Raw genomic sequence first — 20,267 nt, forward strand, 5'->3', positions numbered from 1 at the left:
CCAATTGCGATGACTGAAGGGTTGCGTTTTGCTATCCGTGAGGGGGGGCGTACCGTTGGCGCCGGCGTCGTCGCTAAAGTGATTGAATAAACCATAAGGCTACGGTTGGTAGCTGTCATTTAAAATGAGCTCCGTACAATATATAATTTAGAGTGTTTTATGCAAAATCAGAAAATTCGTATACGCTTGAAAGCCTTTGACTATCGTTTAATAGATAAGTCAGCTGTTGAAATAGTGGAGACAGCCAAGCGAACGGGAGCGGTAGTTAAGGGGCCAGTTCCATTACCGACGCGTATTGAACGATTTGATGTATTGCGATCACCGCATGTAAATAAGACTTCGCGTGATCAATTTGAAATTAGAACACATTTAAGATTAATGGATATCATCGATCCTACAGATAAAACGGTAGATGCACTGATGAAACTTGATTTGCCTGCTGGTGTTGATGTTGAAATCAAGTTGTGATTTATTTTGTTGGCTATAGAAGGCAAAACCAAAGTAGAGGAAACAAATGAAATTAGGGCTGATCGGTAAAAAAATAGGAATGACCAGAATCTTTACCGAATCGGGGAGTAGCATACCTGTTACTGTCCTTGATGTATCAAAAAATCGTGTGGTGCAAATCAAAACAGTTGAAAAAGATGGATATTCAGCGATTCAATTAACGCAAGGATATCGAAGAAAAAACCGAATGACTAAAGCACTGTCTGGGCATTTTGCGCAAGCGGGTGTAGAGGCTGGAAAAGTAGTAAAAGAATTTAAGGTAGAGCCTGCCATCAATAGCGATATAAGATTAGGGGCTGAAATAAACGTCGAGATTTTTCAAATAGGATCAAAAGTAGATGTAAGTGGTGTATCTATAGGTAAAGGTTACGCGGGGACCATAAAGCGTCACAATTTTTCTTCAAGTAGGGCCAGTCATGGTAATTCAAGATCACATAAAGTTCCTGGTTCGATTGGTATGGCGCAAGATCCAGGTCGGGTTTTTCCGGGAAAGAAAATGACAGGTCGGCTAGGAGGAGTAAACAGCACAATACAAAATATTGAAATTGTGCGTGTTGATACTGATCGCAGTTTGATTTTTTTAAAGGGGTCGGTTCCGGGTCCAAAGGGCAATGGAGTTTTTATACGTCCGAGTGTGAAACATACAATTAAACAATAACTGATAAGTGTAAGCGAATGGTTAAAATTCCTTGTAGAAACGAAAATGGACAAATTGTGAGTATGGATGTATCAGATTCTGTTTTTGACAGGGTTTATAACGAGGCACTTGTTCATCAAATAATCACATCATATTTATCGAATGCTAGAAGTGGCACCCGAGCTCAAAAGGGACGATCAGAAGTGGCTGGTTCTACACGCAAGCAGTGGAGACAAAAAGGAACCGGAAGAGCAAGAACTGGTGCTGCATCAAATCCGTTGTGGAGCGGAGGAGGGAAAATATTTCCTAATAAGCCAACAGAAAATTTCACCAAAAAGATAAATCGAAAAATGTATCGCGCAGGGATATGCACTATATTTTCTCAATTATTAAGAAATAATAAATTAGTGGCGATAGATGAATTTCAGGTTGAAACGACAAAGACAAAAAAATTTTTGCAGAAATTAAAAAGTTATCAACTTGAAAATGTAATGATCATTACTGATGAAATAGATGAAAATTTATATCTGGCTTCCAGAAACGTACCAAATATAAAAATAGTTGAGGTCAGTTTAATAGATCCTGTAAGTTTACTGTCTTATGATAATGTTGTTATTACTCGTGAAGCAGTAAGTAAAATTGAAAACATACTGCAATGAAAATTATCAATATAGGTAGTGAAAGAGCATTGGAGATAATAAAAGCTCCACAAATCTCCGAGAAGGCAACTTTTTTGGCTGAGAAAGCTCGGCAGATCATATTTTATGTTTCACGCGATGCCAGTAAAATTGAAATCAAATTAGCTATTGAGAAGATTTGGAAAACGCAGAATATCGAAGTAAATCGTGTGCAAATAATAAACGTAAAGGGAAAGAAAAAAAGATTTGGTCGATATATAGGACAAAAATCTAATTGGAAGAAAGCGATTGTAAGTTTAAAAGATGACCGTGAGATAGATTTTACCGATGTAAGGTTGTTTGAGGATAAATAATGACACTTAAAAAATCAAAGCCTACCTCTCCAGGTCAAAGAGCAGTAGTTAAATCTGTTAGTGATTTTTTGTATAAAGGGAATCCGCTTTCCACCTTAACAGAAAAGAAGAAGAAAAGTGCTGGTAGAAATAATTCTGGAAAAATAACGGTACGCCATATTGGCGGGGGACATAAGCATCACTATCGAGTTGTTGATTTTCGTAGAAATAAAGATGATGTTCCAGCGAAGGTTGAGCGTATTGAATATGATCCTAACAGAAGTGCGCATTTAGCATTGCTTTGTTATGCTGATGGGGAGAGAAGATATATTATTGCGGCGAAAGATGTAGGAGTAGGCGCATGTTTGGTTAACGGATCAAGCTCTCCTGTTAAAGCTGGCAACACATTGCCTATTCGTAACATACCGGTCGGAAGTGTTATTCATTGTATCGAGTTGAAGCCAGGCAAGGGTGCGCAATTGGCGCGTTCTGCTGGATCTTCTGCACAGCTTATGGCACGTGAAGGCGATTATTCGCAGATCAGATTGAGATCAGGTGAAATAAGAAAGGTGCATATAAACTGTAGGGCAACAATTGGTGAGGTGGGTAATTCAGAGCATAATTTGCAATCAATAGGCAAAGCTGGAGCTGTGAGATGGCGGGGGATTCGTCCAACAGTTCGAGGTGTTGCTATGAATCCTGTTGATCATCCTCATGGTGGAGGGGAGGGTAAAACAGCGGCAGGAAGACATCCTGTAAGTCCTTGGGGTACTCCTGCAAAGGGATCTCGCACAAGAAGAAACAAGAGGACAGTTGGCATGATTGTTCGAAGCAGATATTCTAAGAAAGGTTAAAGGTATGAGTCGATCCGTTTCAAAAGGTCCTTTTGTTGATCTACATCTAATCAATAAAGTTATGAATGTTCGTAAAAATAATGACAAGAGGCCTATAAAAACTTGGTCACGAAGATCGACTATTCTTCCGGATTTTATTGGATTGACTATTTCTGTTCACAACGGACGGCAGCATATCCCCATTTTTATAACAGAAAATATGGTTGGTCATAAACTTGGTGAATTTTCTCATACTAGAACATTTAAAGGCCATGCTGGTGATAAAAAGGCAGGTTCCAAGCGATAGGATGATATATGGAAACATCTGTAGTTTTACGTAGCGTAAGATTGTCTGCGCAAAAGGGGCGTTTAGTGGTAAATCAGATTCGAGGATTACGGGTCGATCAGGCTATTAAACTATTGACATTTAGCCCCAAAAAAGGTGCGGTAATTATTCTGAAGCTGCTTGAGTCAGCGGTAGCAAATGCAGAGCATAATGAGGGTGCTGATATCGATGAATTAAAAGTGACTCGTGTTTTTGTGGGGCAAGGACCTTCACTAAAGCGTGTTAGTCCACGCGCGAAGGGGAGAGGAAATCGTATATCAAAACCAACGTGTAATATTTTTCTGACCGTCTGCAATAGATAGAAGTTTATTAAGTTAATATAAAAAGGATAAATAATTCGTGGGTCAAAAAATTAATCCGACAGGATTTAGACTTTCAGTTTTGAAGAATTGGTCTTCTCGTTGGTATGCAAATACAAAAAAATTCTCAATTTTTTTAAACGAAGATATTAACGTAAGACGATATCTTCAGAATAAGTTAGCACATGCTTCTGTGGGCGGCATCGTTATCGAAAGGCCATCAAAAAATGCAAAAATTACAATACATACCTCGAGGCCAGGTGTTGTAATTGGTAAAAAAGGTGAAGATATTGAGATTCTTCGTAAAAACGTTGAGAAACTCATGAATGTTCCTGTGCATATTAATATAGAAGAGATACGCAAGCCAGAGATTGATGCTCAGCTCATTGCAGCCAGTATTACTCAACAGCTTGAAAAAAGAATAATGTTTAGAAGAGCTATGAAAAGGGCAATACAAAACGCTATGAGGCTGGGAGCACAGGGAATTAAGATAATGAGCTCCGGGAGGCTAAATGGTATAGAAATAGCTCGAACTGAGTGGTATCGGGAAGGAAGAGTGCCTCTTCATACGTTAAGAGCCGAAGTCGATTACGGAACTTCAGAGGCTAAAACAACCTATGGTGTAATTGGTGTTAAAGTCTGGGTCTTTAAGGGAGAACAGCTTAGTGTAAGGGATCGTCAGAACTAGGCAAAATATTAATCCTTCTGAGATTTTGTTCAACAAATTAAGTTTGTAACTATAATTAAAATAGTTCGAAAGTAAGGAATTTAGTAATGTTACAACCAGCCAGAACCAAGTTTCGTAAGCAGCATAAAGGTCGTAATACCGGTATGGCAACCAGGGGCGCAAAAGTTAGTTTTGGAGAATTTGGGCTTAAAGCTGTTGGCCGCGGAAGATTGACTTCGAGACAGATTGAAGCAGCTCGACGTGCAATGACAAGGCATATCAAACGTGGTGGTCGTATTTGGATAAGAGTTTTTCCAGACAAACCTGTTTCTCAAAAACCTGCTGAAGTTAGAATGGGAAAGGGTAAAGGAAACCCTGAGTACTATGTTGCTGAAATTCAGCCCGGAAAAGTACTTTACGAAATGGATGGTGTTGATGAGCTGCTTGCACGTGAAGCTTTTAGACTGGCTGCTGCAAAGCTACCAATGCAGACGGTATTTGTGATAAGGCATTTAGGGAATTGATTTTTAATGAAAATAACAGAATTAAGAGAAAAAACATTGTCAGATTTGGATAAAAGTCTGTTGTCATTAAGAAAAGTCCAATTTGGATTAAGGTTTCAGTTAAAAACACAACAGCTTACAGACACGTCCCAGATTAAGAAAGTGCGTAAGGATATAGCGCGTATTAAAACCATTATTCAAGAGAAAGAGGGTGGCGATGAATTTAGACAATCAAAGTAAATATCTGATTGGACAAATCATAAGTGATAAAAGAGATAAAACCGTAACTGTAAGGATTGACAGAAAAGTAAAGCATCCTCTCTATAATAAAATTATCACACGTTCAAAAAAATATCATGCTCATGATGAACATAATCAATATAAAGTGGGTGAAATGGTGGCTATAAGTGAAACACGTCCTATATCCAAAACTAAATCTTGGAAAGTAATCAGAGTGGTAAAGATTAATTGAAATAAATCTTGATATAAAGATATATCCATATTGTTTTATATAAAGTCAGAGTTGATTATTAACAGGAAGCATAGATATGATTCAAATGCAATCTTTACTCAAGGTGGCTGATAACACGGGAGCTCGCACCGTAATGTGTATCAAGGTTCTCGGAGGATCAAAGCGAAGATTCGCTGGAATCGGTGATGTTATAAAGGTTGCTGTGAAAGATGCTGTGCCTCGTGGTCGAATAAAAAAAGGGGAGGTATATAATGCAGTTATTGTTCGAACAGCAAAAGGGATTCGCAGATCTGATGGCTCTTTAGTGAAATTCGATACGAATGCAGCAGTAATTTTGAATAATAAATTAGAGCCCATGGGTACCAGAATTTTTGGTCCAGTAACGCGTGAGCTTCGTACAGCCAAGTTCATGAAAATAGTGTCTCTGGCTCCCGAAGTAATATAAAACAAAGAACTTGTAATCATGAAGAAGATTAGAAAGGGTGATAACGTAATTATATTATCGGGTAAGGATAGAGGTAAGCAATCAACGATAATCAGATTTGTAAATGCAGAGAAAGTGGTGGTTAGAGATGTAAATAGAGTTAAATCGCACGTTAAGCCTAATCCCAGTAAAAATATTATTGGTGGAATTGTTGAAATAGAGAAGCCAATTCACATTTCAAATGTTGCGATTTTTAATATTGATAAAAATAAAGCAGACAGAGTTGGTTTTAGATTTGATGAATCAGGTAGCAAGGTGCGATATTTTAAATCGGATGGTACTTTGATTGATTCATAAGGATGAAAAAAATGGCTCGATTACTTGATCATTACAAAAATATAGTTGTAAAGGACTTAGTGCAGCAGTTTAATTATAAAACTGTAATGCAGGTGCCTAAAATAACGAAAATAACTTTAAATATGGGTGTCGGTGAGGCAGCTGTTGATAAAAAAATAATCGAAAATGCTGTTAGCGATTTGGAGAAAATTTCGGCGCAAAAACCTGTAATTACAAAAGCAAAAAAATCTGTTGCGACCTTTAAAATACGGCAGGGTTATCCGGTTGGTTGTATGGTAACTTTGCGTGGAGTAAAGATGTACGAGTTCTTAGATCGTCTCGTAAGTATTGCTATTCCTCGTATACGTGATTTTAGGGGGGTGGGAGGAAAGGGTTTTGATGGTCATGGCAATTTTAATATGGGGATTAAAGAGCAGATTATTTTTCCTGAAATAGACTATGACAAAATTGATAAATTGCGTGGTATGAACGTAACTGTAACCACAACAGCGAAAACTGATATGGAAGCGAAGGCTCTGCTTTCTGCTTTTAAGTTTCCATTTAAAAATTAAGGAAAAGTGTGTGGCTAAGAAATCAATAATAAATCGTAATATAAAGAGGATAAGAACAGTAAATAAATATGCGACACGTCGTTCAGAATTAATTGCTATCTTAAAGAATACAAAATCAGATTTTGAGCAAAAGGCGACAGCGCGCAGTCTTCTTCAGGAACTTCCAAGAAACTCTAGTCCTGTAAGAATTCGCCAGCGATGTGTCTTGACAGGCAGGCCGAGAGGAGTTTATAAAAAGTTTGGTTTGGGTCGGACTAAACTGCGAGAAATAGCTATGCGTGGTGAAATTCCAGGCATTATTAAAGCAAGCTGGTAAAGCTAAGTTTCGGTTTTGAAAAAAAATGTGGCAAATGGAATTATTTTGCTGATGTCAAAGATTAATTGGTGTATATATGTGCATGACTGATCCAATAGCTGATATGCTTACGCGTATAAGAAATGCGCAAGCTGCAGAAAAGAAAGAAGTGAAAATACCTTCATCAAATTTAAAAAAGGCAATCCTTAAAATCTTGAAGGATGAAGGATATATCGATAGCTATCAGGAAATAAGCAGTGATGGGAAGCTATACGTAGAGATATGTTTAAAATATTTTAATGGCGGCCCAGTCATCAGTTCGCTTGCCAAGATAAGTAAGCCAGGATTAAGAAGATATTCATCACGAAATAATTTGCCGAAAGTAATGTATGGATTGGGAGTGGCGATTGTATCAACTTCCAAAGGTGTTATGACTGAGCGATCGGCGAGAGCTGCTGGGGTCGGTGGTGAGTTATTATGTATAGTTGCGTGAGGTAATACAGATAATGTCTATCTACATAACAACAAAGTCAATCGAAATACCAGAGTCGGTAGAGATTCAGTTAACAGAGTTGGGTGTGGCTATAAAGGGGCCATTGGGAAGTTTGTTTCAATCTATTGATACGCATAATGCTAAAGTTGAAATAAATTCAACTTATTTGGTGGTTCAAGCGTTGAATTCTTCAAAGCAAGCGAGATCTCTGGTTGGAACACTTAAGGCTTTGATATCAAATATGATGAAAGGTGTGACAAGTGGATTTGAGAAAAAGCTACTTGTTATAGGTGTTGGATATAAGGCCCAGGTCGTTGGCAATATCTTAAATTTGAATCTTGGATTTTCGCATCCCGTATCTTATTCTATTCCGGAAAATATTAAGATGGAAACACCGAATCCAGCTGAAATTCTAATCAAAGGAATCGATAAACAAAAAGTTGGTCAAGTGGCAGCAGAGGTTAGATCATATCGGTGTCCTGAACCATATAAAGGAAAGGGAATTCGGTACTCTGATGAAAAAGTTGTGATTAAAGAGACTAAGAAAAAGTAATATAAGGATAACGAATGTTGCTAAATACAACTAAACTAGCTCGCTTGAGGCGGGCTAAAGCAACTAGAATCAGAATCAGTAATTCGAGGCGTTTTAGACTATTGGTTCATAAAAGTAATAATCATATTTATGCACAGATTATAGATCCCACGTCTAATTATGTGATTGTTAGCGCTTCTACGGTTGAGGCGGAGGTGAAAAAACAATATTCGAATGGTGGAACAATTGAGGCCGCAAAATATATTGGCCAGCTGGTGGCTAAAAAATCTCTGGAATCACAGATTAGCGAGGTTGCCTTTGATAGATCAGGATTTAAGTATCATGGACGAGTGAAGGCACTTGCTGACGCAGCTAGATCAGCTGGGATGAAGTTCTAATAAGGGTAATTACGGTGACTAAAACGACGAAATACGTTGGTGCAAAAACCCAAGACGAAATGAAATCTGATGGATTGAAAGAAAAAATGATTTCTGTCAATCGTGTTACTAAGGTTGTGAAAGGTGGTAGAATTCTTGGTTTCGCCGCTTTGACGGTGGTTGGTGACGGAAAAGGTGGCATTGGCATGGGTAAAGGAAAGTCCAGGGAGGTCCCCTTGGCCGTGCAGAAGGCTATGGATGAAGCCCGTCGTCGGATGGTCAAGATTAACCTTGTGAATGGCACGCTTCATCATCCCGTGATTGGTCAGCATGGTGCTGCCAGGGTGTACATGCAACCGGCTTCAGAAGGGACGGGGATTATTGCTGGCGGTCCTATGCGTGCTGTTTTTGAAGTAATGGGAGTGCATAACATTTTGGCAAAGTGCTTGGGTTCTACAAATCCATATAATATAGTTCGAGCTACCCTGAACGGTTTAGGTAAAATTCAAACGCCTTCAATGATTGCTGCAAAGAGAGGTAAAAGTATAGATGAAATTACTGAGGTCTAATTTTAAATGGAAAAGTTAAAATCAATAAAAGTTACCTTAGTGAGAAGTTTAATTGGTTCAAAAAAAAAGCACCGATTGATAGTGAGGAGTATGGGGTTAAAAAAAGTTAATCATGTTGTTTTTTTGCCAGATTTGCCTTCGACTAGAGGTATGCTTAATAAAGCTTCATATCTATTGAAGGTAGAGGAATAAAAATGAAGCTCAATACTATAAAACCTGGAGTGGGTTCAATAAAACCCAAAAAAAGAGTAGGACGAGGAATTGGGTCCGGATTGGGTAAAACGTGTGGAAGAGGACATAAAGGCCAGAAATCGCGTGCAGGTGGTTTTCACAAGGTTGGGTTTGAAGGCGGTCAGATGCCATTGCAACGTAGGCTACCTAAGCGAGGTTTTGTGGTCTATGGAAAAAAGCGAACACAAGAGATTAAGTTGTCTGTCTTGTTGTCAACTGACCGAAATGAATTTGATTCATCTGTATTGTATGAATTTGATTTTATAAAATCGAAAAATGATCCTGTGAAGATTATTTCAGATTCTCAGGTTTGTACGCGTGCTATAAAGCTAAAGGATTTGGCGGTAACTTGTGGCGCGAAAGATTTGATAGAGCGTGCAGGCGGCCAGGTTGAACTAACTATAGAAAATGTAAATGGTGTCTAAATCAAAAGCCGCACTGACTGATAGATTTTATGAGCTAAAAAGGCGGTTGTGGTTCTTGCTGCTTGCTTTGATTGTGTACCGTATTGGTACGCATGTTCCTGTTCCGGGAATTGATTCGGTTGTATTGAAAGATCTTTTTAACTCCCAGGAAAACGGAATACTGGGAATGTTTGACATGTTCTCGGGAGGAGCACTTTCAAGATTTTCTATATTTGCGCTTGGAATTATGCCATATATATCGGCATCTATTATCATGCAGCTTGGAACAGTAGCTGTTCCATATTTGGAATCCTTGAAAAAAGAAGGTGAGTCTGGAAGAAAAAAGATAACGCAATATACTCGTTACGGTACGCTATTACTTTCTACATTACAAAGCTACGGTATTTCTTTTGCTTTGCAATCTCAGCCCGGGTTGGTAGTGGAACCTGGCATGCATTTTATATTTACAACCATTATTACGCTTGTGACTGGATCCATATTCCTTATGTGGCTTGGTGAGCAGATTACTGAGCGTGGAATTGGCAACGGGATCTCTCTGATAATTTTTGCCGGGATAGCAGCAGGACTTCCGAGCGCTATCGGAGGAACGCTTGAGCTGGTAAATACGGGTGCAATGCATTTTTTTACTGCCCTGCTGATTTTTGTTGCAGCCATAGCTATTACAGCATTTGTTGTCTTTATAGAGCGTGGACAGCGGAAGATTTTAGTTAACTATGCAAAGAGGCAAGTGGGTAAGCAGATGATGGGCGGTCAATCATCACATTTGCCTTTAAAATTGAATATGTCCGGGGTTATACCTCCGATATTTGCCTCTAGTATTATTTTGTTTCCTGCAACGTTGGCTGGTTGGTTTTCTGACAGTTTGTCCCTGAATTGGTTAAAGGATTTTAGTAGTACATTAGCTCCGGGACAGCCTGTCTATGTTGCTTTGTATGCTGCATTGATCATATTTTTTTGTTTTTTCTATACTGCGCTCGTATTTAACCCAAAGGAAACGGCGGATAATCTGAAAAAAAGTGGGGCTTTTATACCTGGGATACGTCCGGGCGATCAAACAACACGATATATAGAACGTATTATGTTAAGACTAACGCTAATAGGTTCAATTTATGTGACGTTAGTCTGTTTATTACCTGAATTTTTGATTCTGAAGTGGAACGTTCCATTTTATTTTGGAGGGACTTCTTTGCTAATAATCGTTGTGGTTACCATGGATTTTATGGCTCAGGTTCAATCTCATGTGATGTCAGGTCAATATGAGAGTTTGTTGAAAAAAGCGAACTTTAAACCCAGTGGTAATTTTTTACGATAAGTTGTGATGGCGAAAGAAGAAACCATTCAAATGCAAGGTGAAGTTATTGAAACGCTTCCGAATGCGACATTCAGAATAAAATTGGAAAATGGTCATATTGTACTAGGGCATATTTCAGGAAAAATGAGAATGAATTATATTCGTATTTTGCCTGGTGATAAAGTTACGGTTGATCTGACACCCTATGATTTAACTAGAGCGCGAATAACTTTCCGCACTAAGTAGTTATATTTGTTGTATTACATAAATATTATCGTGGATTTATTATGAAAGTACGAGCATCGATTAAAAGAATATGCAGAAATTGTAAAATAATAAAACGTCATGGAGTTATTCGTGTTATTTGTGTCGATGCAAGGCACAAACAACGTCAAGGTTAATTTTTTTAATATAGGTTAAAAAATGGCTCGTATAGCAGGTGTCAACTTGCCTAGTAATAAGCACGTTAATATAGCTTTGACGGCTATTTACGGTATAGGAAATTCGACGGCACGTAAAATTTGTACGGATCTAGATATTCCGCCTTTTATTAAACTTAAAGAATTGACGGACGGCAAGTTGGAGGAGTTGAGGGATTCTATTGCAAAACTACTGATTGAAGGGGATTTGCGTCGAGAAGTCTCAATGAATATCAAAAGATTGATTGATCTTGGTAGTTATCGTGGATTACGACATCGTAGAGGTTTGCCAGTAAGAGGTCAGCGCACGAAAACTAATGCCAGAACAAGAAAAGGTCCGCGTAAAGCGATACGTGCTAAGTAATTTTTTATTTGTTTAATTTAAAAATAGATTAGAAATTAATGATAAAGCCTCCATTAAAAAGTCGTAAAAAAATAAAAAAAAATATTGTTGAAGGGGTCGCACATATACATGCATCTTTTAACAATACAATTGTAACAATATCTGATCGCCAGGGAAATGCACTGTCTTGGGCTACATCAGGAGGGGTCGGATTTAAAGGATCGCGTAAGAGTACCCCTTTTGCAGCACAAGTTGCTGCGGAACATGCAGGTAAAGCCGCTTTGGAGTATGGCGTCAAAAATTTGGAGATTAGAGTTAAAGGACCTGGGCCTGGCCGTGATTCAGCTGTAAGAGCACTTAATGCTACGGGTTTTAAAATTACAAGTATCACCGATGTGACACCTGTGCCTCATAATGGATGTAGGCCACCCAAGAAGCGTCGTATCTAAGGAGAAAAGTCTGTGGCCAGAAATATAAACCCGAAATGTCGTCAATGTCGCCGAGAAGGGGAAAAGCTATTCCTGAAAGGTGACAAATGTTTTAGTGATAAGTGTCCTATAGAACGAAGAAATTATCCGCCTGGACAACACGGCCAGAGAAAAACAAGACTATCTGATTATGCTGTGCAGCTGAGAGAAAAACAAAAAATCAGAAGAATCTATGGTTTGCTGGAGAATCAATTCCGGAACGTGTATAAGCGGGCTGATAGACAAAAAGGCGTTACAGGTGAAAATCTGTTGACTCTTTTAGAAAGTCGTTTAGATAATGTTGCATATAACATGGGATTTGGTGCTTCAAGAGCCGAGGCGCGTCAAATAATTAGACACGATTGTATTCTTTTAAATGGTAAGAAAGCCAATATACCTTCTCAATTGGTAGGGCCGGGAGATCAAATAGAAGTGGCCGAGCATGCAAAGAGCTATTTGCGGATTAAATCTTCAATTGAAGTGGCTAAGCGCCGTAGCGTGCCATCTTGGCTGGAAGTCGATTTTGATAGTCTTAAAGGCTTTTATAAGAATAAGCCCGATCGCAGTGATTTATCTTCAACGATTAATGAATCTCTTGTGGTTGAGCTTTATTCCAAATAGTCAATTTTTCTTATATTGGCACGTATATGTCATCAAATAGTTTTCTCATACCCAGGATCATAGAGGTACATAATCTCTCACCTTTACGCGCTAAGGTTGTAATGGAGCCGTTTGAACGAGGTTTTGGTTATACTTTAGGTAACGCGTTGCGTCGTGTTTTATTATCCTCTATTCCTGGTTGTGCTCCTACTAAAGTCAGTATTAGCGGGGTTGTGCATGAATATTCAACGATTGATGGTTTACAGGAAGATATCGTTGATCTGATATTAAACCTGAAGGGAGTTGTACTCAAGCTTCATGGCAAGAGTTCCACGATTCTTACCTTAAAGAAAGATACGGAAGGTATTGTTACAGCTGGCGATATCGAATCTTCTCATGATGTGGAAATAATCAACCCAGAGCATGTGATTGCCCATATTACTAGTGGAGGTCGTATTGAAGCGCAGATTACGGTGGAAAAAGGAAGAGGATATTTTCCTTCTGTTAATCGAAGTAGAGAAGATAAGAGTTTATCTTCTATCGGAGATATACTGCTGGATGCCTCATTTAGCCCGATCAAGCGCGTTAGCTACACGATAGAAAATGCACGTGTGGAGCAAAGAACGGATCTTGATAAGCTGATTATTGATATTGAAACGAATGGTTCTGTTGATCCTGAAGAAGCGATTCGTTATGCAGCGAAGGTGCTGGTTGAACAATTTTCCTTCTTTGCGGATTTGGAAAGCACACCGTTACCTACCGAACAACCGAGAGCTCCTGTCATTGATCCCATTTTGTTGCGACCAGTTGATGATTTAGAGCTTACTGTTCGTTCTGCAAATTGTTTGAAAGTTGAAAATATATTTTATATTGGTGATTTAATTCAAAGAACTGAAGCTGAGCTTCTTCGTACGCCTAATTTGGGTAGAAAATCATTAAATGAGATTAAAGAAGTACTCGCTTCACGTGATTTATCACTGGGTATGAAATTAGAGAATTGGCCACCAGCTAACTTAGAAAATTATGTAAAGGAACCGGGACATGCGTCATCGTAATGGGTTGCGAAAATTAAACCGAACCTCTAGCCATCGTTTAGCTATGTTTAGAAATCTAACTAATTCTTTACTTGAACATGAAATTATTAGAACTACGCTTCCTAAGGCCAAAGAGCTTCGTCGTGTAGTAGAACCGGTAATTACGTTGGGTAAAAATCCATCGTTGGCTAGCCAACGATTGGCATTTGATAGATTGAGAAACAGAGAGAATGTTGTAAAAGTTTTTTCTGAATTAGGGCCACGTTACCAGAATCGGAAGGGTGGCTATTTGAGGATTCTAAAATGTGGTTTTAGAAAAGGGGATAATGCCCCAATGGCTATTGTTGAGTTGCTGGATAGATCTGAGACTGCTGACGATGTTATAAATACTGCGGAGTAAACAACTCTGAGTCTCTGCTCAGATTTAGTCCATCCTCCATTCTTGTGACGTTATGCTTGTTTCACGAAGCCGCAGTAACTCAGTTGGTAGAGTAGCTGATTCGTAATCAGCAAGTCGGAGGTTCGACTCCTCTCTGCGGCACCATAATTCTGCTATTTGACTTCCTTTTGCCCACTGAGAATCTGTATTCTAATTCCAGCTTTATTTTGATTTGATTTTTAGTTTGCGTTTTTCTTTGGGATCGACGATCAAAGGCCTATATATTTCAATCCGGTCATTCTGATGAAGTATAGTTTCTGGGTGGACAATTTTTCCATGAATGCCTATTTTCAAGGTTGACCAATTAATCACAGGATAAAATTCTTTTATCTCTGAAAATTTGATTGCTTGCTTAATCATAGTTCCTTCTGGAACTTGAAGGCGCTTGGTGAAATGTCGCCCAGTTAATGCAGCGACTATCTCTATACTAATAAAGCCGTTCCTAAGTGCTAGGCCCATAAATCCTTTCCGCTCGTTCCACGAATGCTTCCACAAAACTGTTGGCTATTATATAAAATACCGGTCCAATCAGCTTTTCTAAAAGCTTGTGAGAAAATGTGTAATGTAATTTAAATTCAATCTTACAGGCGGTCTCGGTTAAAGGAATAAAACGCCAGTAGCCGTTAAGTTTTTCGAAAGGCCCCTCAAGCAATTCTATTTCAATTAGATTGGGTGGATGGCGTTTGTTCTTGGTAGTAAAGCTGTGTTTGATGTGATGGTAATCGATGTTTACTGTTGCATGCGCAATTTCATTATCATCCATGAGTTCCATCGATGCCCCTGAGCACCAGGGTAGAAACTCAGAATAGTTCTCCACGGTATCTACTAAATGAAACATTTGGGCGGATGAATATCCTACCAATACTGTCTTTTCTATTTCAGTCATAATGCTATATTCCCACATTCGAGTGTAAAGATGCTAAAAACTGATACACTAATTGAAAATTTTTTGTATACATATATTTTTTCCCAGTTGTTTTGAATGAGCATTGCGCAAAACAAAAAAGCTTTCCACGATTACTTCATCGAAGAAAAATATGAAGCTGGTATTGTGCTGGAAGGGTGGGAGGTTAAGGCAATACGTGCTGGTCGAGTTCAGTTGAAAGAAGCTTACGTGGTTATCCGTAAGGGCGAGCTATTTCTTATAGGATGCCATATTAGCCCGCTGTCGACAGCATCAACACATGTTAATCCTGACCCTGTAAAAACACGTAAACTACTATTCCATGCTTTTCAGATCAAGGAACTCATCGGCAAAGTAGAACGTGCGGGCTATACTCTGGTGCCGTTGGATATGCATTATAAAGCAGGTAAAATCAAACTGGAAATTGGTCTTGCAAAAGGAAAAAAACAATACGACAAACGTGAAAGTGAAAAACGTAAGGAATGGGAGCGCGACAAACAGCGCCTGTTACGTATGCGTCATTCTTGATTAATAGCTATGCAGACAAGTTCATTTAATACGGTTACTCCTGAAATTCCTGATAAATCTGCTCAACATCATATGCCCATCGCGATCTGGTTACTGATTTGCTGTGCGCTGGTATTTGCCATGGTTGTTGTTGGCGGGGTAACGCGTCTGACTGGCTCCGGATTATCAATTGTTGAGTGGCAGCCTATAGTTGGAAGTGTTCCGCCTATTAGTCAGGAAGATTGGGAGGTGTTGCTGGAAAAGTACCGCCAAATACCTCAATATGAGCAAGTGAATAAAGGTATGACACTGGATGCATTCAAGGGAATATTCTGGTGGGAATATTTTCACCGTTTGCTTGGTCGTCTGATTGGTCTTGTTTATTTCGTGCCCTTTGTCTATTTTATGGTGCGCAAGCGGGTTGATCGTGTACTCGGTGTGAAGTTGCTGGGTATCTTTGTGCTTGGTGCTCTGCAGGGTTTAATGGGCTGGTATATGGTTATGAGTGGCTTGGCAGATAATATTTATGTCAGTCAGTACCGACTGACTGCGCACCTTGGTCTTGCTTTCATTATTTATGCCGCTATGTTCTGGGTGGCCACTGGATTGATTTCACCTGCTAATACGCATTTATCAGATCCACTATCCATACATAAGCTTAAAAGATTTGCTCAGGTGTTGACCGGGCTGATATTTATTATGGTGCTATCTGGTGGCTTGGTGGCAGGTATCCATGCTGGGAGGGCATATAATACGTTCCCTCTGATGGATGGTTTTCTGATTCCTCCCGCCATGTTCGTGCTGGAACCCTGGTATCGAAATTTCTTTGATAACATCACGACGGTACAGTTTGATCACCGTTTGATTGCCTGGCTATTGATTTTTTCTATCCCATGGTTCTGGGTCAGAGCGAAACGACTATCGTTGTCGTGGTCTGGTCGCCTGGCTTGCCATCTCTTGCTGTTGATGTTGTTTATTCAAGTAGGGCTCGGGATTACGACATTGCTATTATCAGTTCCACTAACGTTTGCTGCTGCACACCAGGCGGGAGCTGTATTGCTATTTACCGCCGCATTGTGGGTTTGTCGTAAGCTATCCTGATAATTAATTAAATCTGTGTTTTTCTAATGGTGGTACGTTTTTTATGGCATATGAAATCCCCGGGAAAAATGGATGCTCAACACAAAGGAGCACGTTGATGGAAGGATCGATACCAGGGTTTTGGCGTCGTATGCTGGCATTGGCTTACGAATTTTTGCTGCTACTGGGTGTATGGTTCATCGCCGCTTTTCTGTTTCACCTTATTTTCCGGGATACATCAGCCGAATACTTTAGGCCTTTATTTCAATTTTATTTATTGTTTATCGGTGGTATCTACTTTATCTGGTTCTGGACGCATGGTGGCCAAACGCTGGCCATGCAGACCTGGAAATTACAGCTTGTTTCTGCCAATGGCGGAAAAGTTACCACGCAACAAGCGATGGTGCGCTACCTTATGGCTGTAATAGGCATTAGTTTTCTGGGACTCGGGCTGCTATGGGCCTTGTTTAATCGTAATCGCCAATTTCTGCATGATAAGTTGGCCGGTACACGTATCATAAGACTCAGCTAAGTTAGAAGGCATCGGCGGATTTCTCCTGGAAGGTTTTTGTATCCAGCTATTACGTTAGTCTGTTTCTGTAAAATTCTTGATGGCGAGTTATTGTCGTTGCAGTCTCGGTGTTGTTCTGTTTTTTGTATGGCTCGCAAAACACACTATATTCAGGCGCCCTCTTAGAGTAGAATAGTGCGCGGCGGGCCTCCCCGCATTGTAAAGTAGTGAATCTGGTCAGATCCGGAAGGAAGCAGCCACAGCTATTTTTTACAAGTGCCGGGGGTTCGGCTCGCCACCTGTCTTTACACAGATTTCAGGATCTGTTTCTTTGCAGCTTCATGATATTCGAATTGTAATAATCTCTTTTTGATAGAAAACCTTGGCGGATTCTCAGGCACTTGCCCGTAAATGGCGCCCCAAAGACTTTATGGGCCTGGTTGGACAAGAACATGTTGTTAGAGCGCTGGTCAACTCAATGGAGCAGAATCGGTTGCATCATGCATACCTGTTTACAGGTACACGTGGGGTTGGCAAGACAACAGTAGCCAGGATTTTGGCAAAGGCGCTGAATTGCGAGCGGGGAATTACTGCCACACCCTGTGGAAAGTGTACAGCCTGCTTGGCAATTGATCAGGGAAGTTTTGTCGATTTGATTGAACTGGATGCGGCATCCAATACTCAGGTGGATGCCATGCGCGAACTGCTGGATAACGCTCAATATGCACCGGTTGCGGCGCGCTACAAGGTTTATTTAATTGATGAGGTGCACATGCTTTCCAGGTCAGCATTCAATGCAATGCTCAAAACGCTGGAAGAGCCACCAGAACACGTTAAATTTATTCTTGCCACCACGGATCCCCAGAAAATTCCTGTGACTGTGTTATCTCGCTGTCTTCAGTTCAATCTGAAGCAAATACCGTCATCCCTGATGGAGATGCGCCTGACCGAGATTCTCTCCGCGGAGGGAATTTCTGCGGATACAGCTGCCTTGAAATTGCTGGCAAAAGCAGCAAAGGGGAGTCTGCGAGATGCGCTTAGTCTGCTTGATCAGGCCATTGCGTTCAGTAATGCTGCAATAGATGAAACCAGTACTCGTGAGATGCTGGGAGCGTTAGATCAGAATCATTTGTTTGCACTGTTGGAAGCCTTGGCGGAGCGGGATGGAGCAGCAATGTTGGCTATTGCAGATCAACTGGAAGTGGCAAGCGTATTATTTGATCAGGTCTTGCAGGATCTGGCAGCGTTATTGCACCGGCTGGCAACCGCTCAGATCATTCCGCAGATACTTGATGAAGAACAGCCGGAAGTTGACAGATTACTTGCCTTGATAAAACACTTCACGCCTGAAGATATTCAACTGTTTTACGAAATTGCATTACACGGACGTGCTGATCTGAGTCAGGCTCCAGATGAATACAGTGGTTTTACCATGACGTTAATGCGGATGCTGGTCTTTATGCCTTCTTGTTCTCAACAAGCAGCTGATCGTGTTGTACATGCGGGTATCAGTGCTGATACTCCTCCGGAGGTAAAATCTGGGTTGTCCACGGATTCCGGGGGACAAGAAAAATCAATAGTGATTGATTCTCCAAATGAGGCTTGGCTTGCGCTGGTAGACCAGCTGAAATTGCATGGGATGACACGGATGCTGGCGCAATACAGTGAAGCAAAACATTTTTCCGCAAGCAGAATAGAATTATGTGTAGCAGAAATGCACAAACATCTGCTGGAGAAAGTCTATCAGGACAAGCTGAAATCTCAACTGAAAATCCATCTTGGGAAAGCGGTTGAGGTAATTTTTTCGCTGGAGCGTATTACGGGTGTTACTCCAGCGGTATTGCGGGATCGTGACAAACTCGCGAAGCAATCCCAGGCGATTGAAGCGATTGAATCTGATCCCTATGTCCAGGGACTGGTTAAGGAATTCGACGCCAAATTGAATGTTTCTTCCATTAAACCGATTCATTAACGGAGATTGAAAATTGATGAAAGCCAATTTAGGCAACTTGATGAAGCAGGCCCAGCAAATGCAGGAAAACATGAAGGCTATGCAGGAAAAGCTGGCAACAATTGAGGTTGAAGGCCAGGCGGGAGCGGGCATGGTCAAGGTTACCATGACCTGCCGCCATGACGTGAAGCGGGTCAGTATCGATAGCAGTTTGATCGGTGACGACAAGGAAATGCTGGAAGATCTGGTGGCGGCCGCGATGAATGATGCGGTGCGCCGGGTCGAGGCTGCAACACAGGAACATATGGCGGGTGTGACCAGCGGCCTGGGATTGCCTGCGGGAATGAAATTTCCCTTCTAAATGATCTGTTGATATATTTTTGACAGACCGACTACAACACAGGATTTATATTCATGTCGGTTAACCGGCTGAAACATCGGGAATCCAGGCGTACACGCAGGCGATCTCCTGTTGCAGAAGGCGCCAGCGTTACGTCTGCTGCGGCATCTGACAGATTACAGAAACTGCTGGCGCGCACTGGCTTAGGTTCCCGGCGGGAAATCGAAGCCATGATTGCTGCTGGTCGTGTGAGTATCAATAATGTGGTAGCAAAACTCGGTGATCGAGCCGGGTTTGAGGACAAAATACGGATTGATGGAAAAATTATCCGGCTCAGGATGCCTGCGCTGTCACCGCGTATTATTATTTACCATAAGCCGGAGGGAGAAATTGTCAGTGTGCGTGATCCACAAGGACGACCATCGGTATTCGATAAACTGCCGTACGTACGATCTTCCAAATGGATAGCAATAGGCAGGTTGGATTTCAATACCAGCGGGCTGCTTATTTTCACAACTGACGGTACTTTGGCCAATCGTCTGATGCATCCGCGTTATCAGATGGAGCGGGAATATGCAGTTCGCATCGTTGGGGAATTATCCCGGGAACAAATTACTCGTTTGACTACGTGCATTGAGCTGGAAGATGGTCCGGCAAAATTTGATCAGTTGTTCGACGAAGGTGGACAAGGAACAAATCATTGGTACCGCGTTATACTGAAAGAAGGTAGAAATCGTGAAGTGCGCCGGATGTTTGAAGCATTGGGGGTAACAGTCAGCCGTCTGATGCGCATCAGGTTCGGTCCTGTTAATCTTCCACCCAGACTGAAGCGTGGTATGTGGCTGGAGCTGGTCGATACAGAAGTAGAAAGACTATTGGCATTAGTCAATTAA

36 protein-coding genes, 1 tRNA gene, 1 other RNA gene and 2 pseudogenes are annotated in these 20,267 nt (G+C 40.7%); 38 read left to right on the forward strand and 2 right to left on the reverse strand.

The window, feature by feature from the left end:
- From ABO04_RS03300 to ABO04_RS03450, 31 genes and pseudogenes are all read left to right on the forward strand, one after another.
- A pseudogene (locus ABO04_RS03300) lies at nucleotides 1-90 on the forward strand (elongation factor Tu); the annotation flags it as partial.
- Nucleotides 91-159: 69 nt separating this feature from the next.
- A complete protein-coding gene (rpsJ, locus tag ABO04_RS03305) occupies nucleotides 160-468 on the forward strand; it encodes a 30S ribosomal protein S10 (RefSeq protein ID WP_011633672.1) in 309 nt (102 codons plus the stop codon).
- 46 nt (nucleotides 469-514) lie between these two features.
- Complete coding sequence (rplC, locus tag ABO04_RS03310) at nucleotides 515-1,165, forward strand: 50S ribosomal protein L3 (protein WP_160809277.1); 651 nt, start codon at nucleotides 515-517, stop codon at nucleotides 1,163-1,165.
- 17 nt (nucleotides 1,166-1,182) lie between these two features.
- Entirely contained in the window at nucleotides 1,183-1,803 is a 621-nt protein-coding gene (gene rplD, locus ABO04_RS03315) for a 50S ribosomal protein L4 (RefSeq protein WP_160809279.1), read from the forward strand.
- Nucleotides 1,800-2,135 (forward strand): 50S ribosomal protein L23, encoded by a 336-nt coding sequence (gene rplW / locus ABO04_RS03320; protein ID WP_160809281.1) that lies wholly within the window; start codon nucleotides 1,800-1,802, stop codon nucleotides 2,133-2,135. Before rplD ends, rplW begins: the two co-directional genes overlap by 4 nt.
- The gene (gene rplB / locus ABO04_RS03325; protein WP_160809282.1) at nucleotides 2,135-2,968 is read left to right on the forward strand and encodes a 50S ribosomal protein L2; all 834 of its coding nucleotides are present in this window, start codon (nucleotides 2,135-2,137) and stop codon (nucleotides 2,966-2,968) included. Before rplW ends, rplB begins: the two co-directional genes overlap by 1 nt.
- Nucleotides 2,969-2,972: 4 nt before the next feature.
- Nucleotides 2,973-3,254, forward strand: a complete 282-nt coding sequence (gene rpsS, locus ABO04_RS03330) for a 30S ribosomal protein S19 (protein WP_160809283.1) — start codon at nucleotides 2,973-2,975, stop codon at nucleotides 3,252-3,254.
- An 8-nt stretch (nucleotides 3,255-3,262) separates the two neighbouring features.
- The gene (gene rplV / locus ABO04_RS03335) at nucleotides 3,263-3,595 is read left to right on the forward strand and encodes a 50S ribosomal protein L22 (protein WP_160809284.1); all 333 of its coding nucleotides are present in this window, start codon (nucleotides 3,263-3,265) and stop codon (nucleotides 3,593-3,595) included.
- A gap of 37 nt (nucleotides 3,596-3,632) precedes the next feature.
- Nucleotides 3,633-4,250: pseudogene (gene rpsC / locus ABO04_RS03340) on the forward strand (30S ribosomal protein S3); the annotation flags it as partial.
- Between the two features lie 116 nt (nucleotides 4,251-4,366).
- The gene (rplP, locus tag ABO04_RS03345) at nucleotides 4,367-4,783 is read left to right on the forward strand and encodes a 50S ribosomal protein L16 (protein WP_160809286.1); all 417 of its coding nucleotides are present in this window, start codon (nucleotides 4,367-4,369) and stop codon (nucleotides 4,781-4,783) included.
- 6 nt (nucleotides 4,784-4,789) lie between these two features.
- A complete protein-coding gene (gene rpmC / locus ABO04_RS03350) occupies nucleotides 4,790-5,002 on the forward strand; it encodes a 50S ribosomal protein L29 (RefSeq protein WP_160809287.1) in 213 nt (70 codons plus the stop codon).
- The gene (gene rpsQ, locus ABO04_RS03355; protein ID WP_160809288.1) at nucleotides 4,980-5,234 is read left to right on the forward strand and encodes a 30S ribosomal protein S17; all 255 of its coding nucleotides are present in this window, start codon (nucleotides 4,980-4,982) and stop codon (nucleotides 5,232-5,234) included. Before rpmC ends, rpsQ begins: the two co-directional genes overlap by 23 nt.
- Before the next feature lie 76 nt (nucleotides 5,235-5,310).
- Nucleotides 5,311-5,679, forward strand: coding sequence for a 50S ribosomal protein L14 (rplN, locus tag ABO04_RS03360; protein WP_160809289.1), 369 nt, complete (start codon nucleotides 5,311-5,313; stop codon nucleotides 5,677-5,679).
- 18 nt (nucleotides 5,680-5,697) lie between these two features.
- Nucleotides 5,698-6,015, forward strand: coding sequence for a 50S ribosomal protein L24 (gene rplX / locus ABO04_RS03365; RefSeq protein WP_160809290.1), 318 nt, complete (start codon nucleotides 5,698-5,700; stop codon nucleotides 6,013-6,015).
- Between the two features lie 11 nt (nucleotides 6,016-6,026).
- The gene (gene rplE, locus ABO04_RS03370) at nucleotides 6,027-6,566 is read left to right on the forward strand and encodes a 50S ribosomal protein L5 (protein WP_160809291.1); all 540 of its coding nucleotides are present in this window, start codon (nucleotides 6,027-6,029) and stop codon (nucleotides 6,564-6,566) included.
- A gap of 10 nt (nucleotides 6,567-6,576) precedes the next feature.
- Nucleotides 6,577-6,882 carry a 30S ribosomal protein S14 gene (gene rpsN, locus ABO04_RS03375; protein ID WP_160809292.1) on the forward strand — a complete coding sequence of 102 codons (306 nt, stop codon included), beginning with the start codon at nucleotides 6,577-6,579 and terminating at the stop codon, nucleotides 6,880-6,882.
- Between the two features lie 76 nt (nucleotides 6,883-6,958).
- A complete protein-coding gene (gene rpsH / locus ABO04_RS03380) occupies nucleotides 6,959-7,354 on the forward strand; it encodes a 30S ribosomal protein S8 (protein WP_160809293.1) in 396 nt (131 codons plus the stop codon).
- Between the two features lie 13 nt (nucleotides 7,355-7,367).
- Entirely contained in the window at nucleotides 7,368-7,907 is a 540-nt protein-coding gene (rplF, locus tag ABO04_RS03385) for a 50S ribosomal protein L6 (RefSeq protein WP_160809294.1), read from the forward strand.
- Nucleotides 7,908-7,921: 14 nt separating this feature from the next.
- A complete protein-coding gene (gene rplR / locus ABO04_RS03390) occupies nucleotides 7,922-8,284 on the forward strand; it encodes a 50S ribosomal protein L18 (protein WP_160809295.1) in 363 nt (120 codons plus the stop codon).
- Nucleotides 8,285-8,343: 59 nt separating this feature from the next.
- Nucleotides 8,344-8,832: a 30S ribosomal protein S5 gene (gene rpsE / locus ABO04_RS03395; protein ID WP_160809431.1), complete on the forward strand. Its 489-nt coding sequence runs from the start codon at nucleotides 8,344-8,346 to the stop codon at nucleotides 8,830-8,832.
- 6 nt (nucleotides 8,833-8,838) lie between these two features.
- Nucleotides 8,839-9,024: a 50S ribosomal protein L30 gene (gene rpmD / locus ABO04_RS03400; protein ID WP_160809296.1), complete on the forward strand. Its 186-nt coding sequence runs from the start codon at nucleotides 8,839-8,841 to the stop codon at nucleotides 9,022-9,024.
- A 2-nt stretch (nucleotides 9,025-9,026) separates the two neighbouring features.
- Complete coding sequence (rplO, locus tag ABO04_RS03405; protein WP_160809297.1) at nucleotides 9,027-9,488, forward strand: 50S ribosomal protein L15; 462 nt, start codon at nucleotides 9,027-9,029, stop codon at nucleotides 9,486-9,488.
- A complete protein-coding gene (secY, locus tag ABO04_RS03410) occupies nucleotides 9,478-10,800 on the forward strand; it encodes a preprotein translocase subunit SecY (RefSeq protein ID WP_160809298.1) in 1,323 nt (440 codons plus the stop codon). The genes rplO and secY overlap by 11 nt, the downstream gene beginning before the upstream one ends.
- Before the next feature lie 6 nt (nucleotides 10,801-10,806).
- Entirely contained in the window at nucleotides 10,807-11,025 is a 219-nt protein-coding gene (gene infA / locus ABO04_RS03415; protein ID WP_011111057.1) for a translation initiation factor IF-1, read from the forward strand.
- A gap of 41 nt (nucleotides 11,026-11,066) precedes the next feature.
- A complete protein-coding gene (gene rpmJ / locus ABO04_RS03420; protein ID WP_160809299.1) occupies nucleotides 11,067-11,180 on the forward strand; it encodes a 50S ribosomal protein L36 in 114 nt (37 codons plus the stop codon).
- A gap of 22 nt (nucleotides 11,181-11,202) precedes the next feature.
- Nucleotides 11,203-11,562, forward strand: coding sequence for a 30S ribosomal protein S13 (gene rpsM, locus ABO04_RS03425; RefSeq protein ID WP_160809300.1), 360 nt, complete (start codon nucleotides 11,203-11,205; stop codon nucleotides 11,560-11,562).
- A gap of 38 nt (nucleotides 11,563-11,600) precedes the next feature.
- Entirely contained in the window at nucleotides 11,601-11,990 is a 390-nt protein-coding gene (gene rpsK / locus ABO04_RS03430; protein WP_160809301.1) for a 30S ribosomal protein S11, read from the forward strand.
- A 12-nt stretch (nucleotides 11,991-12,002) separates the two neighbouring features.
- Nucleotides 12,003-12,629 carry a 30S ribosomal protein S4 gene (gene rpsD, locus ABO04_RS03435; RefSeq protein ID WP_160809302.1) on the forward strand — a complete coding sequence of 209 codons (627 nt, stop codon included), beginning with the start codon at nucleotides 12,003-12,005 and terminating at the stop codon, nucleotides 12,627-12,629.
- Between the two features lie 26 nt (nucleotides 12,630-12,655).
- The gene (gene rpoA, locus ABO04_RS03440) at nucleotides 12,656-13,663 is read left to right on the forward strand and encodes a DNA-directed RNA polymerase subunit alpha (protein ID WP_160809303.1); all 1,008 of its coding nucleotides are present in this window, start codon (nucleotides 12,656-12,658) and stop codon (nucleotides 13,661-13,663) included.
- Nucleotides 13,650-14,042, forward strand: a complete 393-nt coding sequence (rplQ, locus tag ABO04_RS03445; protein ID WP_160809304.1) for a 50S ribosomal protein L17 — start codon at nucleotides 13,650-13,652, stop codon at nucleotides 14,040-14,042. Before rpoA ends, rplQ begins: the two co-directional genes overlap by 14 nt.
- A 68-nt stretch (nucleotides 14,043-14,110) precedes the next feature.
- Nucleotides 14,111-14,186: transfer RNA gene (locus tag ABO04_RS03450), tRNA-Thr, on the forward strand.
- Between the two features lie 57 nt (nucleotides 14,187-14,243).
- Here the strand turns inward: ABO04_RS03450 and ABO04_RS03455 are convergent.
- Nucleotides 14,244-14,540, reverse strand: coding sequence for an RnfH family protein (locus ABO04_RS03455; protein ID WP_160809305.1), 297 nt, complete (start codon nucleotides 14,538-14,540; stop codon nucleotides 14,244-14,246).
- Nucleotides 14,524-14,967, reverse strand: a complete 444-nt coding sequence (locus ABO04_RS03460; RefSeq protein ID WP_160809306.1) for a type II toxin-antitoxin system RatA family toxin — start codon at nucleotides 14,965-14,967, stop codon at nucleotides 14,524-14,526. Before ABO04_RS03460 ends, ABO04_RS03455 begins: the two co-directional genes overlap by 17 nt.
- Nucleotides 14,968-15,063: 96 nt before the next feature.
- Between ABO04_RS03460 and smpB the strand changes: the two genes are divergently transcribed.
- The 7 genes from smpB to rluB all read left to right on the forward strand — a co-directional run bounded on the left by smpB (nucleotide 15,064) and on the right by rluB (nucleotide 20,267).
- The gene (gene smpB / locus ABO04_RS03465) at nucleotides 15,064-15,513 is read left to right on the forward strand and encodes an SsrA-binding protein SmpB (protein WP_160809307.1); all 450 of its coding nucleotides are present in this window, start codon (nucleotides 15,064-15,066) and stop codon (nucleotides 15,511-15,513) included.
- 9 nt (nucleotides 15,514-15,522) lie between these two features.
- The gene (locus ABO04_RS03470) at nucleotides 15,523-16,593 is read left to right on the forward strand and encodes a COX15/CtaA family protein (RefSeq protein ID WP_160809308.1); all 1,071 of its coding nucleotides are present in this window, start codon (nucleotides 15,523-15,525) and stop codon (nucleotides 16,591-16,593) included.
- 97 nt (nucleotides 16,594-16,690) lie between these two features.
- Nucleotides 16,691-17,104, forward strand: coding sequence for an RDD family protein (locus tag ABO04_RS03475; protein WP_160809309.1), 414 nt, complete (start codon nucleotides 16,691-16,693; stop codon nucleotides 17,102-17,104).
- A gap of 180 nt (nucleotides 17,105-17,284) precedes the next feature.
- Nucleotides 17,285-17,383: signal recognition particle sRNA small type (gene ffs, locus ABO04_RS03480), an RNA gene on the forward strand.
- Between the two features lie 82 nt (nucleotides 17,384-17,465).
- Entirely contained in the window at nucleotides 17,466-19,055 is a 1,590-nt protein-coding gene (gene dnaX, locus ABO04_RS03485; RefSeq protein WP_160809310.1) for a DNA polymerase III subunit gamma/tau, read from the forward strand.
- Between the two features lie 16 nt (nucleotides 19,056-19,071).
- A complete protein-coding gene (locus tag ABO04_RS03490) occupies nucleotides 19,072-19,395 on the forward strand; it encodes a YbaB/EbfC family nucleoid-associated protein (RefSeq protein WP_160809311.1) in 324 nt (107 codons plus the stop codon).
- A 53-nt stretch (nucleotides 19,396-19,448) separates the two neighbouring features.
- Nucleotides 19,449-20,267 (forward strand): 23S rRNA pseudouridine(2605) synthase RluB, encoded by an 819-nt coding sequence (gene rluB, locus ABO04_RS03495; protein WP_160809312.1) that lies wholly within the window; start codon nucleotides 19,449-19,451, stop codon nucleotides 20,265-20,267.

Origin of the sequence: Nitrosomonas sp. HPC101, from assembly GCF_009833125.1 — a bacterium.
Lineage (GTDB): Bacteria > Pseudomonadota > Gammaproteobacteria > Burkholderiales > Nitrosomonadaceae > Nitrosomonas.